10 protein-coding genes, 1 tRNA gene and 1 riboswitch are annotated in these 13,464 nt (G+C 42.3%); all 11 genes read left to right on the plus strand.

What is annotated here, in order from left to right:
* Window positions 1–9: 9 nt before the first annotated feature.
* The 11 genes from FHS10_RS05105 to FHS10_RS05155 all read left to right on the plus strand — a co-directional run bounded on the left by FHS10_RS05105 (window position 10) and on the right by FHS10_RS05155 (window position 13,326).
* Window positions 10–777: a thiazole synthase gene (locus tag FHS10_RS05105; protein WP_259088235.1), complete on the plus strand. Its 768-nt coding sequence runs from the start codon at window positions 10–12 to the stop codon at window positions 775–777.
* Window positions 770–1,882, plus strand: coding sequence for a 2-iminoacetate synthase ThiH (thiH, locus tag FHS10_RS05110; protein ID WP_259088244.1), 1,113 nt, complete (start codon window positions 770–772; stop codon window positions 1,880–1,882). Before FHS10_RS05105 ends, thiH begins: the two co-directional genes overlap by 8 nt.
* 10 nt (window positions 1,883–1,892) lie before the next feature.
* Window positions 1,893–2,945 (plus strand): HesA/MoeB/ThiF family protein, encoded by a 1,053-nt coding sequence (moeB, locus tag FHS10_RS05115; RefSeq protein ID WP_259088245.1) that lies wholly within the window; start codon window positions 1,893–1,895, stop codon window positions 2,943–2,945.
* Entirely contained in the window at window positions 2,942–3,778 is an 837-nt protein-coding gene (gene thiD, locus FHS10_RS05120) for a bifunctional hydroxymethylpyrimidine kinase/phosphomethylpyrimidine kinase (protein WP_259088249.1), read from the plus strand. Before moeB ends, thiD begins: the two co-directional genes overlap by 4 nt.
* Window positions 3,765–4,457: a thiaminase II gene (tenA, locus tag FHS10_RS05125; protein ID WP_259088253.1), complete on the plus strand. Its 693-nt coding sequence runs from the start codon at window positions 3,765–3,767 to the stop codon at window positions 4,455–4,457. The genes thiD and tenA overlap by 14 nt, the downstream gene beginning before the upstream one ends.
* 441 nt (window positions 4,458–4,898) lie before the next feature.
* Window positions 4,899–5,009: riboswitch (SAM riboswitch) on the plus strand.
* Window positions 5,010–5,129: 120 nt separating this feature from the next.
* A complete protein-coding gene (locus tag FHS10_RS05130) occupies window positions 5,130–5,693 on the plus strand; it encodes a TlpA family protein disulfide reductase (RefSeq protein WP_259088254.1) in 564 nt (187 codons plus the stop codon).
* Between the two features lie 396 nt (window positions 5,694–6,089).
* A complete protein-coding gene (locus FHS10_RS05135; RefSeq protein WP_259088255.1) occupies window positions 6,090–9,272 on the plus strand; it encodes a SusC/RagA family TonB-linked outer membrane protein in 3,183 nt (1,060 codons plus the stop codon).
* A 5-nt stretch (window positions 9,273–9,277) separates the two neighbouring features.
* Entirely contained in the window at window positions 9,278–10,717 is a 1,440-nt protein-coding gene (locus tag FHS10_RS05140) for a SusD/RagB family nutrient-binding outer membrane lipoprotein (RefSeq protein WP_259088256.1), read from the plus strand.
* A gap of 50 nt (window positions 10,718–10,767) precedes the next feature.
* Window positions 10,768–10,840: transfer RNA gene (locus FHS10_RS05145), tRNA-Cys, on the plus strand.
* Between the two features lie 782 nt (window positions 10,841–11,622).
* Window positions 11,623–12,150, plus strand: a complete 528-nt coding sequence (locus FHS10_RS05150) for an RNA polymerase sigma factor (RefSeq protein ID WP_259088257.1) — start codon at window positions 11,623–11,625, stop codon at window positions 12,148–12,150.
* A gap of 36 nt (window positions 12,151–12,186) precedes the next feature.
* Window positions 12,187–13,326: a FecR family protein gene (locus FHS10_RS05155; RefSeq protein WP_259088258.1), complete on the plus strand. Its 1,140-nt coding sequence runs from the start codon at window positions 12,187–12,189 to the stop codon at window positions 13,324–13,326.
* Window positions 13,327–13,464 lie beyond the last annotated feature (138 nt).

Consider the following 13,464-nt stretch of genomic DNA (forward strand, 5'->3'; position numbering starts at 1 on the left):
CAACACACAATGTTAAAAATAGCAGATAAAATATTCAGTTCGCGCCTGTTTACAGGCACGGGAAAGTTCAGTTCTTCGGCTTTAATGGAAGAAGCCTTGCTGGCATCAGGTTCTGAATTGGTTACCGTTGCCTTAAAACGGGTAGACATTAGCAATAACGACCATGATGATCTATTGCTCCGTTTAAAATACCCGCATATCAACTTGCTGCCCAATACTTCTGGTGTGCGTAATGCCAGGGAAGCGGTGTTTGCTGCCCAACTGGCCCGTGAGGCCCTGGAAACCAACTGGATAAAGCTGGAAATTCATCCTGACCCTAAATACCTGATGCCCGACCCCATAGAAACCTTAAAGGCTACTGAAGAACTATCTAAACTGGGTTTTATAGTGTTGCCATACATTCATGCCGATCCGGTTTTATGTAAACGGTTGGAAGATGCAGGAACCGCTGCCGTAATGCCCTTGGGTTCGCCAATTGGCAGTAACAAAGGCTTGAAAACCATCGATTTTTTAGAGATCATCATTAGCCAAAGTAATGTGCCGGTTATTGTTGACGCGGGTATAGGGTCGCCCTCTGATGCGGCCCGGGCCATGGAAATTGGTGCCGATGCTGTTTTGGTAAATACAGCAATAGCTGTATCAGCAAATCCGGTACAAATGGCAGCGGCATTTAAGTTGGCTGTAGAAGCCGGACGGATGGCTTTTGAGGCAAAATTGGCGTCTCCTGTTTTACATGCAATTGCAACCAGTCCATTAACCTCGTTTTTAGATGAATAGCTTCAACGATATTTTTGAAACCTATAACTGGGACGAAACCAAAGCCTCCATTTATGCCAAAACCGGCGATGATGTGGAACGGGCTTTGTCGGCAACCAAACGAACGTTAGAAGATTTTAAGGCTTTGGTTTCGCCGGCCGCCGCCCCTTATCTTGAGCAAATGGCACAGATAAGCCAACGGCTTACATTAAAACGCTTTGGTAAGGTGCTTCAAATGTATGTGCCGCTCTATTTATCTAACGAGTGCAGCAACATTTGTACCTATTGCGGCTTTAGTTACGATAATAAAGTAAAGCGTAAAACCCTTTCGCCTATAGAAATTATGCAGGAGGTAGCAGCAATAAAAGCTATGGGCTATGAGCATGTACTGTTGGTTACCGGCGAAGATAACGTAAACGTGCACGTAGATTACTTTAAAAAAGTACTGGAACTGATTCGGCCGCATTTCGCGCATATCTCTATGGAAATACAACCCATGGACCTGGAAGATTACCAACAGTTAACACCCTATGGCTTAAATACAGTACTGGTTTACCAGGAAACGTATCACCAGGAAGATTATAAGAAACACCATCCGAAGGGGAAGAAATCAAATTTTAAATACCGTGTGGAAACACCGGATAGGCTGGGAAAAGCCGGGATACATAAAATGGGGCTTGGTGTATTGATTGGCCTGGAAGACTGGCGCACCGATTGTTTTTTTACCGCCGTTCACCTCAGTTACCTGGAAAAGAAATACTGGCAAAGCAAATACAGCCTCTCTTTCCCAAGGTTGCGCCCTTTTAGCGGGGGGCTTGAACCAAAAGTAGAGATGAGCGACAGAGAACTGGTGCAGCTGATTTGTGCTTACCGTTTATTTAATGAGGAGGTGGAGCTATCGATCTCTACCCGCGAGTCGCCAAATTTTCGGAATAATATTATCAAACTGGGTATTACATCCATCAGCGCCGGTTCTAAAACTAATCCGGGTGGTTACGTGGTTGAGCCTGAATCTTTAGAGCAGTTTGAAATATCTGATGAACGTAGTCCGTCCGAAATAGCCAGGGTAATCACCGCACAGGGTTATGAGCCCGTGTGGAAAGATTGGGATAAATGTTTAGCCTAAATAATAAACGATGTTGGAGCGCGAGGAATTAAAACGGTATAACCGCCAGATCATATTACCCGAGCTGGGAATTGAAGGGCAGCAAAAATTAAAAGCAGCCAAAGTATTGATGATAGGTGCCGGTGGCCTGGGTTGCGCTGTTTTGCAATATCTGGTTGCGGCAGGTGTTGGTACAATTGGAATAGTTGACGATGATGTGGTTGATTTGAGCAACCTGCACAGGCAAATCTTGTACTCAGCCGCCGACTTGGGGAAATCCAAAGCCATAATAGCTAAACAAAAGCTGGAAATACTTAACCCATTTATAAACCTGGTGGCTTACCCGGAAAGGTTCACATCTGATAATGCCGCCCGGCTTGTTAATATGTACGATGTGGTTATTGACGGTTCTGATAATTTCCCGACCAGGTACCTGGTCAACGATACTTGTGTGGCATTAAACAAACCGCTTGTTTTTGGCTCAATTTTTAAGTTTGAGGGGCATATATCCGTTTTCAATTATAAAAACGGACCAAATTATAGAGACATTTTTCCTGAACCTCCTCCAGAAGATGAGGTTCCCAATTGTTCGGATATTGGTGTAATTGGTGTATTGCCGGGCATTATAGGAACTTATATGGCCAATGAAACAATTAAGGTTATTTGCGAAATAGGGGAGCCCCTTTCAGGTAAGCTACTTACCATCGGTGCGCTTGATAACACCATGGCTATTTTTGAAATAGCCATGGAAGAGCAAACAAAACCCACTCAGGCATCAAATGAAGATAAGCCTGTTCTCCTTGTAGCAGACGAGATTTCAATAGAAGTTTTAAATACCTGGATAGCTAAAACGCCCGAACAAATTTACCTGGTTGATGTACGTGAAGACTATGAATTTGAGGATTACAATATCGGTGGGATAAACATATCTCTTTATGACGTTCAGGAACATATTTCAACCTTTCCGGTCGATAAGAAACTTGTTTTTGTATGCCAAACGGGTGAACGAAGTAAAATGGCGGTTAACATAGTAAAGGCCCATTTTAAGGGAGAGGTTTTTAGCTTAAAAAATGGGATATTATGAGTAAGCAATATAAATATACGGCCCTGCTTACCATTGCCGGATCGGATAGCTGTGGGGGAGCAGGGATACAAGCCGATTTGAAAACATTTAGTGCCCTGGGCTGCTACGGAACTTCGGCAATTACCGCTATTACCGTGCAAAACACATTGGGGGTAAGCGGTATTCACAGTATACCGGCTGAAATTGTGAAGGGGCAGATTAAGGTTGTGATGGATGATATTAAACCAATGGCAATCAAAATCGGTATGGTTCATTCCGCAGAATTGGCCGTCGCAATTGCAGCAGTTTTAAAAGAATATCCACAAATACCGGTCATTTTTGATCCGGTAATGGTATCAACCAGTGGTCACCGTTTAATTGAAAAAGATACGATAGCTGCACTTCAAAAAGAATTATTCCCAAAGGCAAAGTTGATTACGCCCAATTTAAGCGAGGCAGAAATACTCGCGGCAATGAAAATCAATAACGTTGCTGACATGAAAGAGGCAGCCCGCCGGATGATAACAGCCGGATGTAACGCGGTTTTGGTTAAAGGAGGCCACTTACAAGGGCCCGATCTGTTTGATGTGTACCTTGATAAGAATGGATTTGAAAAGACATTCCGGTCAACTGCCATTAGCACAAAAAATACACATGGTACCGGCTGTACACTATCTTCTGCTATTGCCGCCTTTGTTGGTTTAAATAATGATATCTATGTGGCCATTGAAAAGGCTAAAGCTTATGTGCATGAGGCCATCGTGGCCGGGCAGGATGTTAAAACCGGTGAAGGGCACGGACCATTAAACCATCTCTTTGATCCTCAAAAATTATTTAAACATGAAATGGAGTGAAGTAGCCTGGCAAAGGGCCGAGCATGTTTTTCGGGCAATTATTACGATGCCTTTTATCCAGGAATTGATTTCGGGCACCCTGGATTCAGAAAAATTCAAGTTTTACATTGCGCAGGATTCCCTTTACCTGGAGCATTTTGCACGGGCACTTGCAATAATAGCAGCCAGGTCAAATGAAACTGAGCAGGTACTTGATTTCATCCGGTTTGCCGAAGGCGCTATCGTGGTGGAGAATGCTTTGCACAATAATTATTTTAAAGAATTTGATATCACCAAAAACATTCCACAATCGCCATCTTGCCACCACTATACCAGTTATTTATTAAAAGAAGCAGCTTTAGCCCAGGTGGAAGTTGCAATGGCCTCGGTATTGCCTTGTTTCTGGATCTATAAAAAGGTTGGGGATTATATTTATCAGCACCAAAACAAGAAAAATAATCCCTATCAAACCTGGATCGACACCTATGCAGGAAAAGAGTTTGACTTATTGGTAAATAAGGCAATCCGCATTTGTGATGAGGCTGCAAATAGCTGCACGGCTGTACAGCAAGGTAAAATGACGGCCGCGTTCCTGAAATCGTGCCAATTGGAATGGCTGTTTTGGGATAGCGCATGGCGGTTAGAGCAATGGCCTTTTCCTGCCAATATTTTAATTGATACCGGTGTTCACTACCGCTGAAATTTGAATAACATCCAGGTCGTTTTATAAAGCGAAGAGTGCCGATGGCTGGGCAAAACGTATCTAATTGGGTTAACATAACTTAACATATTTCAGATATTTATCTTATAAATAGTTAATAATCATGGTTTTATATTTTTGCATGGTTAACACTAAAATGGTGTATCGCGCAATTAGGCGCATTCAATATTTGTGCCTGTTGTTGCCTAATACAGATACCGGATAGACCTGGATCTTTTAACCGGCATCAGGCGATAAAAACTAAGGTATCGCTTGATGCTTATATATTCCCACCGCATAAGCTTATTCCGTTAACTATTTAGATGCGTTTGCCCTGGTGCGGATTGGGCATATTTTTGATTTTGACAAATAAATTATATAATGTCTATGTATTTAGTGGAATATATTGTATGTTTGCATCATCAAATAGTTCTTTAATTTTAATTATCAAGAAAGACTGAGGGAAAGGCCCTGTGATGTCTTAGCAACCTGTAAACTCTGGTTATAAAGGTGCTAATTCCTGTTTGCTGTTACCGGCAAAAAAGATAATGTTCGCAAAATTATTGCACAGCTTATGGCTGGTCGTTATATCTTCTCCTTGTTTAATCTTTCTGTTAATTAAAATTCATGAACATTAATGCCTGTTAAAAGCGGGACTTAAAATTTACTGTTATGAATATTAAACATTTACTTATTGCCTGCTTATTATTAATAACCGGAACAATCGCTTCGGCACAAACCGCATCGCCCGGGTCACCTGGTGACGACCGTGGGTATACCGTAAAGGTTGGCGACCAGGCTCCGTCAGATTTTGAGCTTCAACTTGCCGATGGTACTACAACTTCATTAAAAGCCCTGCGTGGCAAAGTAGTTATACTGCAATTTACCGCAAGTTGGTGCAGCGTATGCCGCCAGGAAATGCCTCATCTTGAAAAGGATGTTTGGCAAGCCTATAAAGATAAAGGCCTGGTATTAATTGGTGTCGACCGCGATGAGCCACTTGAAAAAGTAAAACATTTCCACCAGGAAATGAATATAAGCTATCCTTTGGCGCTTGACCCGGGGGCGGACATTTTTGGCCGTTTTGCCAACAAAAAAAGCGGCGTAACCCGCAATGTGGTTATCAATAAAGAGGGCAAAATAGTTTACCTCACCCGCTTATATGATACCCAGGAATTTTCATCGATGCTAAAAGCGGTTGACGCCCTGGTTAACAATAAAACCGCATCTCTATAAATTAATAATATCCTGCAATTATACCATTGGCATTCACTGCCGGCTAATATCAGGATGCAATTGCCAGGTTTTACGCCCTATATCTAAATTGTTATGAAAACAACAAGTACACCTTTACACAACATCTATCCTGCAAAACAAATTATGTTGCCTGTTTGCTCATCTGTTTATGCTTTTATGCAAAGCATGCGTTGTTGCTGTTAAGCCAACGGCTACGGTTAATTGGTAAGGGTGCCTGCTGCAGCTTGCTGCCTATCGCTTAACTATCAATCCACAATCAATTCTTTACCGGTGCTCAAAAAATGCTTTAGCTGGGCTTGTCATGCCCAAAAATGCTATTGGCTATGCTTTATTGCGCCTGTATGGCTTTTAAAAACCATTCACCATTAAATTATTATGTTTAAAAATTACAAATTATTACTGGCGCTCCTGCTGCCATTTTTTGTTACCCTAACGGTTGCAGCGCAATCCGTTAAAATAAGCGGGGTGGTAACCGCCAAAGCCGATGGCTTGCCGCTACCCGGCGTAAGTGTATCTGTAAAAGGTACTACCAGGGGTATCCAAACCAATACCGATGGCCGCTTTACTATTGATGCCAATGTTAATGAGGTACTGAAAGTTACCTACCTTGGTTTTGTAAGCCAGGAAGTTACCGTAAACGCAAACTCAACCAATTTACAAATTGTATTGGTAGATGCCGCTAACTCCCTTAACGAGGTAGTGATCACGGCCCTCAATATCTCAAAAGATAAAAAGTCACTGGGCTATTCTGTTCAGGGTTTAAAATCAAAGGAGATATCAGAAGCTAAAGAAACCAACCTGGTAAACGCGCTTGCGGGTAAAATTGCCGGTGTGCAGGTAACCAACAGCCAGGGCGATATGGGATCGTCCCGTATTATTATTCGTGGGGAAACTTCAATAGCCGGTAACAACCAGCCTTTATTTGTGGTTGATGGAACTATAGTTGATAACTCCCAGTTTTTAGGCACTAACGGCTCACGGGATTTTGCTAACGCGATAGCGGATCTTAATTCTGAAGATATTGAATCGGTAAGTGTGCTTAAAGGCCCAAATGCCGCGGCGCTTTACGGTTACCGTGCAGCTGCCGGTGTTATCCTCATTAAAACAAAAACAGGTAAAGGCACTAAAGGGCTTGGCATCAATGTAAACTCCAACACAAGTTTCTCAAACGTACAGGTGTTGCCAAAATATCAGAACCAATACGGCCAGGGTTCAAACGGGAAGTTTAGCTATGTTGATGGCAAGGGTGGCGGCGTTAACGATGGTGTTGACGAAAGCTGGGGCCCGGCATTGGATGGTTCGCTTATCCCGCAGTTTAATTCAAACGGTGTAGCTGTGCCATTTATAGCGCATCCGGATAATGTGAAAGACTTTTTTAAAACAGGCGTTACTTTAAATAACGGTGTAGCATTATCAGGCAGTACAGATAAAGCCGATTATCGTTTATCATACAATAACCTGCATCAAACAGGTATTATCCCAAATACATCGCAAGGGCGTAATTCATTTTTACTGAACTCTACATTTAAGCTTAGTCCTAAATTAACCATTACTACTATTGCCAATTATATTAAGGATGATGCCGATAACCTGCCTGGCGCGGGCGGCAAAAGGGCTACCAGCACTATGCTGCAGTTCACCTGGTTTGGCCGGCAGGTTGATGTGAGCCAGTTAAAAAACTATAAGGATGCCAACGGCAATACCTTTAACTGGAACAATAGCTATTATAGCAACCCATACTGGTTAGCATATGAAAATACCGTTGGGCAACATAAAAACAGGATTATTGGTAGTGTTGAATTAAACTATAAGATTATTGAAGGTTTATCGGCTAATTTCCGCACCGGGACAGATTATTATAACGACCGTCGCAAAATCAAAGTAGCTTACGGTACAAACGGAACGCCTTTTGGCTCATACGAGGAGGATGCTTACAGCGTAAACGAAACCAATACCGAAGGCCGTTTGCAATACACCAAAAAGCTCAATAATGATTTCTCTTTAGATGTTTTAGGCGGTGGTAACATCGGCACCATATTAAATGAGCAAAACGACCAGGTTGCACCTAAACTGGCAGTTGCAGGTTTGTATACTTTAAGCAACTCGCGCGATCCGCTGGTGTCATCAAACTACTATGGCAAGCTTAAAACTTACAGTTACTTTGCATCGGCGCAAATTGGTTTCCGCAATTACGCGTTCATCAACTTAACTGGCCGTAATGACTGGTCATCAACCTTACCGGCTGCAAACCTGTCTTATTTTTACCCATCAGTTAACGGCAGTTTGGTGCTTTCAGAAGCCCTGGACATCAAGAGCGATGTGTTAACCTATGCCAAACTAAGAGGTGGCTGGTCAAAAGTGGGTAAGGCTACAACACCTTACCAATTAATCAATGCTTATACCTTTACCGCGCCATTCGGTGCCAGTCCGCAGCAAAGTTCGCCAAGTATTGATCTGAACAGCAAACTTAAACCAGAAACTACCACATCGGCCGAAGCCGGTTTTGAGTTAGGATTTTTCCAGGATAGGGTACACCTGGATGTGAGCGCTTACAACACCAATAGCGTAAACCAGATATTAACTGTAGATGTAAGCCCGGCGACAGGCTACGGCCAAAAAGTGATCAACGGCGGCCGTATCAATAATAAAGGTGTTGAGGTACAATTAGGTATTACGCCAATAAAATCAAAAGATTTTACCTGGGATGTTACTACCAACTATTCTTTAAACCGCAGCAAAGTAGCCAAACTTGATGACGAAGGCAGGCTGCAAAGCATCGTGTTGGGTAGCGATCGTACTGTGCAGGTATTAGCTGCCCTTGGCCAGCCTTATGGTACTTTATATGGCAACGCTTATCAGCGTGATGCATCTGGTCAAATAATTGTTGCTGCCAATGGTACACCGGTTATCAATCCAACCAAACAATACCTGGGCAAATTTACACCTAACTGGTTGGGTAGTATCAATAATAGCTTTAGCTATAAAGGTATTAACCTGAGCTTTTTGGTTGATGCTCGTTTTGGTGGTTCAATTTATTCTAATACCAACCGCACAGGCACTTATACAGGTGTATTGGCCTCAACCCTGCCGGGGCGTGGCGCGGCTAATGGCGGCTTAAGCTATTATTACCCAGGCAACAATACTTCGGCTACCGCGGTACAGGTAAGCGGCAGCGCGCCTGCCGGTGTAACCGTTTATAATGATGGGGTGATATTTAAAGGTGTAAAGGCCGATGGTACAGCTAATACCACCATATTGCCGGCACAATCTTATTATAAAGGCTTTACTAATGTTGATGAGGCATTTGTTTATGATGCATCATATATTAAACTGCGCGAGGTTAAACTGGGCTATACTTTCCCTTCACACTGGGTAAAAGGTATTGGTTTGCAGGGTGCAACTGTTTCATTGGTTGGTCGTAACCTGTGGATCATCCATAAAAACGCACCTAACATCGATCCTGAAACTGCCTTTAACTCGGGCAATGGCCAAGGTTTAGAAGACCTTACCCTGCCAACTGTACGCAACATTGGCTTTAACATCAACCTTAAATTTTAATGATCATGAAACTTAAATATACAAGTATACTATTATCGGGGGCGCTGTTATTCTCTGCGGCCTCGTGCAAAAAGGAGTTGGTAAAAATCAACCAAAACCCCAACAATTCGCAAATAGCACAGCCGGATTATTTGCTTACAGCTGCTACCAAAGCCACTGCCGATACTTATTGGGGTGTTGCCAACACCATGGAGTCGAGTTTATTGTTTGTACAGTACTGGGCAAAAATTCAGTACACAGATCCCGACAGGTATATTTTAACCAATAGCGCTTTCCAGGAATTGTGGACAGTGGGTTACTCAAAAAGCATTGTAAACTTTAACCAGATCATTAAACTGGGCGACGCGCAGGCTAATCCCAATTATAAAGGTGTAGCGCTGGTACTGCGTTCGTGGGTGTTTACGCTGTTAACAGACGCTTATGGCAACATTCCTTACAAGCAAGCGGTAAGTATTGATCAATACCTTACCCCGGCTTATGATAACCAGAGGGATGTTTATTTTGCCTTGTTAGATGATTTAAAGGCTGCACAGGCTGCACTTGACCCCGCAGGTAAAGCCATTGCCGGCGATGTGATTTATGGTAACAATATTGCACTTTGGAAAAAGTTTGCAAACTCTTTACGCCTGCGTATCGCGTTGCGAATTGCCGATAGGGAACCTGCAAAAGCCAAACAGGTTTTAGCCGATATCCAGGCAGAGGGCGGTGCATACATCAGTTCGAACGCCGAAATTGCTCAACTGGTTTACCTTGATTCGCCTAACCAGAACCCGGTTAGCAACTTGTTTGATACCCGCGATGATTATCGTGTTAGCAAAACCACGGTTGATAAACTTACCGCTTTGAATGACCCTCGCTTGCCTGTTTATGTAAGTAAAACGCAGGATGCAACGCCGCAAGGTTATGTGGGCATACCAAACGGTTTGCTTGTTGGTGATGCCAGTAACCTTGGCTTTACCAAAACATCAAAACCAGGTGCGTACTTCAGGGCACCACACGCGCCTGCTGTAATCATTAGCTATGCCGAGGTATTGTTTGATAGGGCAGAGGCTGCCGCCCGCGGACTTACTACCGAAAACGCCGCCGATTTGTACAAGCAAGCCGTAACCGCGTCATTGAAGCAGTACAGCATTGCCGATGCAGATGTGGCTACTTACACCGCTTTACCTGCCGTGCAATATGACGCAGCCAATTACAAAAAATCAATTGGCGAGCAAAAATGGATAGCACTGTTTGGTCAGGGGTTGGAGGCATTTGCAGAATGGCGCAGGTTAGATTACCCGCAATTACAGCCTGCTGTAGCCGGTACGCTTAATGGTAAAATACCGGTAAGGTTCATTTACCCGGGTACCGAGCAATCTTTAAATGGCGCAAGCTATAAAGCGGCGGTAGCAAACCAGGGTGCCGACGTGTTGACAACCAAATTGTGGTTCGACGTTAATTAATTGCAAAAAGGCCCTCATATTTCATTTGAAATATGAGGGCCTTTTTTTAAGGCGGAGTGGCCGAGTGGCTTAGGCGGGGGTCTGCAAAACCCTTTACGGCGGTTCGAATCCGCCCTCACGCCTCGTAATTATTGTACAGAGTAGGGTTGCGGGTAAATTTTATCGATTTCCCCCAGCCCTTTTTTTCTTCTACATGGATGATGGGAATTGACCATCATCCCAAATATGTCGCGGGCTGTCGCCCGGCTTGGGGATTTCGCCACAAATTATCAATAAACGCCGGTAACATATTTTATTCAACGCTGCTAAGGTAAATTGGCCAGGCCTCTCGGGGCAATCGCTTTTAAAGATTTTCGTAACAAAAGGTAGCTCCTATGGAGCAAAAAAGATAAAATATTTTGTTCTACAAATAGGTAGCCGCTATGCGGCATCGAATATTTAGTAGATGAAAAATTGCCGCATAGCGGCTACCTGTTTGTAGCAAATGAACCAGACCAGATGCCGCATAGCGGCTACCTATTGTCCGCATGGAAAAATCTCACGTTGTGCTGAAATGTTTAAAAGCGATCTCTTTATAGGGCTTCCGTTTTTGCAGTTAATAATTCGTCATAGCTTATAATTTGATATTTAAGTGTTTAAAATACATTAAAAATACATGTGGCTTCCGGGTTAAGAAAGCATCATTTTAATTGATAATTATATCTTGATAAAAGTATGGTTAATTATTTTTAGCTATGATTTTGTCAATAAGCCCTTGAAAAATGCTGACTTAGGTATCGATTTTAAAACGAATAGGAGTTGAAAAAATTATTAAAATAATTGTTGTTTTGACAATAAAAATTTCTACATTGGCTTTTGATAAGCAAGTCAATCCGCTTTATTATAAACCAGTTATAGTTCATTTCATGAAAAATTTAGAGGACGCTCAAATTATTGAGCAGTTAAAAACGGGCAACCGGGAGGTGTTTGAAGTGCTTTTTAAAAAGTATTACAAACTGCTTATCGTAACCGCGTTTTATGTTTTAAAAGATGAAATGGATGCCGAAGATGTTGTTCAGGGGTTTTTTATTGATCTTTGGGAGAGGCAATTATATAACAACATTAATTCGGCTTTGAAAGCGTATCTAACTACTGCCATTCGTAACAGGTGTTTAAAAAAGATGGAAGCTGAAACAAGGGTGCAAAAAAAATTAGTTGATTATGGCTATACGCTAAGTGAAATAGAAGAAGATGTTGTTGCACCACAAATTTATCCCGAAAAATTATTAGCCGATCTTTCGGTACAGCGTATGCAGGCTTTTACACTGGTGCATTACCAAAATAAAAAATACAACGATGCGGCCATGGAAATGGGGATTAGTATTAACTCGTTAAAAACTCATTTAAAGCTGGCAGTACGCGCTTTAAAAGAAGGGTTAAAAAGTGTTAAATAGTTCACCCGTTTTATATATAAGAAGGTCTTACAAATAATGGCATATAATAAAACATATATACAGGAACTAATAATTGAACGGGTTGCCGGTACTATTAGTGTTGAGGATGATAGTTTGCTTGAAACCGCCATTCAGCATGATGAACACGTGAAGCAAATGTGGCACGAGATGCAGCAGGAGCTAAATTCAAACCAAACATTTTTTGATAACGTCGACGAAAATAATGCCTGGGATAAAATTGAGCCACAAATTTCAAATATAAGGCCGATAGGCCCCAGGCACGGCGGGGTATCCAAATGGATTTCGATAGCCGCTTTATTGTGCATTAGTGTGGGGCTTTTCTTTTATTGGCAACCAAAACCGGTTACACAGGCCTTGATTGTAAAAAAAAACACCAATAAACCCGCCATAGAGTTGCAAATGGCAAACGGGCAGCATATCGATCTTTCGGATACCGCTAAACGGATTATCAATACCTCTTTTGCCCATTTAAAAAAAGGTAGCAATGGCTTAAGTTATCAGTTAGCCAACACCAAAACGCAGGAATGGAGCACACTGGTAATTCCCCCCAAATTAAGCTACCAGATAGTTTTATCTGATGGTACCGAAGTTTGGATGAACTCGGCATCCAGTCTGCGGTTTCCTTTCGCTTTTACAGGTTCAACAAGAGATGTGTATTTAAGCGGCGAAGCGTTTTTTAAAGTGGCAAAAAATAAAGCACTGCCATTTATTGTGCACACCAATCAAACCGATATTAAAGTACTGGGCACCCGGTTTAATGTAAATACTTATAAAACCGATATTACAACAACATCATTGGTAGAAGGTTCTGTAACTACTAACAGCGTAAATAGTCCCAAGCTATTATTATATCCCGGCTACCAGGCTGTTTATGCCACCGGGAAGGGCTTTTCAACGCAGTCATTTGACGCCGATGTAGAACTGGCCTGGATGCATGATATATATTATTTTCACGACACAAAACTGCAGGACATTGGCGAAGTGCTCTCGCGCTGGTTTGATGTAAAAGTTGTTTTTGATGACCCCGCCAAGGCCCGGGAAGAGTTTAGTGGTGCCATCCAAAAAAATAGACCGGTGGAAGTTTTTATACAAAATATCAAAACATCGGCAGGTGTAAAAACCTCTTTTGCAGATGGCGTTTTGCATATCAAATAATACTACGCTTTAAAAGTTTACCCACATGCTTAGTGTTGTGGTTCTGTCGCCAAACTATTTGATTTAATGTTCTTTATAGCTATTTGTGTAGCTAAATAATAAAAAAATAATCTTTTTTTATTTCCCCATTCACCCGAT

Source organism: Mucilaginibacter dorajii (assembly GCF_024808255.1).
In the GTDB taxonomy this organism is placed as follows: Bacteria; Bacteroidota; Bacteroidia; order Sphingobacteriales; family Sphingobacteriaceae; genus Mucilaginibacter; species Mucilaginibacter dorajii.

What these genes read in the sequence shown, in the direction of transcription:
- FHS10_RS05105 (WP_259088235.1), top strand. Translation starts at nt 10, where the DNA reads ATGTTAAAAATAGCAGATAAAATATTCAGTTCGCGCCTGTTTACAGGC.
- thiH (WP_259088244.1), top strand. Translation starts at nt 770, where the DNA reads ATGAATAGCTTCAACGATATTTTTGAAACCTATAACTGGGACGAAACC.
- moeB (WP_259088245.1), top strand. Translation starts at nt 1,893, where the DNA reads ATGTTGGAGCGCGAGGAATTAAAACGGTATAACCGCCAGATCATATTA.
- thiD (WP_259088249.1), top strand. Translation starts at nt 2,942, where the DNA reads ATGAGTAAGCAATATAAATATACGGCCCTGCTTACCATTGCCGGATCG.
- tenA (WP_259088253.1), top strand. Translation starts at nt 3,765, where the DNA reads ATGAAATGGAGTGAAGTAGCCTGGCAAAGGGCCGAGCATGTTTTTCGG.
- FHS10_RS05130 (WP_259088254.1), top strand. Translation starts at nt 5,130, where the DNA reads ATGAATATTAAACATTTACTTATTGCCTGCTTATTATTAATAACCGGA.
- FHS10_RS05135 (WP_259088255.1), top strand. Translation starts at nt 6,090, where the DNA reads ATGTTTAAAAATTACAAATTATTACTGGCGCTCCTGCTGCCATTTTTT.
- FHS10_RS05140 (WP_259088256.1), top strand. Translation starts at nt 9,278, where the DNA reads ATGAAACTTAAATATACAAGTATACTATTATCGGGGGCGCTGTTATTC.
- FHS10_RS05150 (WP_259088257.1), top strand. Translation starts at nt 11,623, where the DNA reads ATGAAAAATTTAGAGGACGCTCAAATTATTGAGCAGTTAAAAACGGGC.
- FHS10_RS05155 (WP_259088258.1), top strand. Translation starts at nt 12,187, where the DNA reads ATGGCATATAATAAAACATATATACAGGAACTAATAATTGAACGGGTT.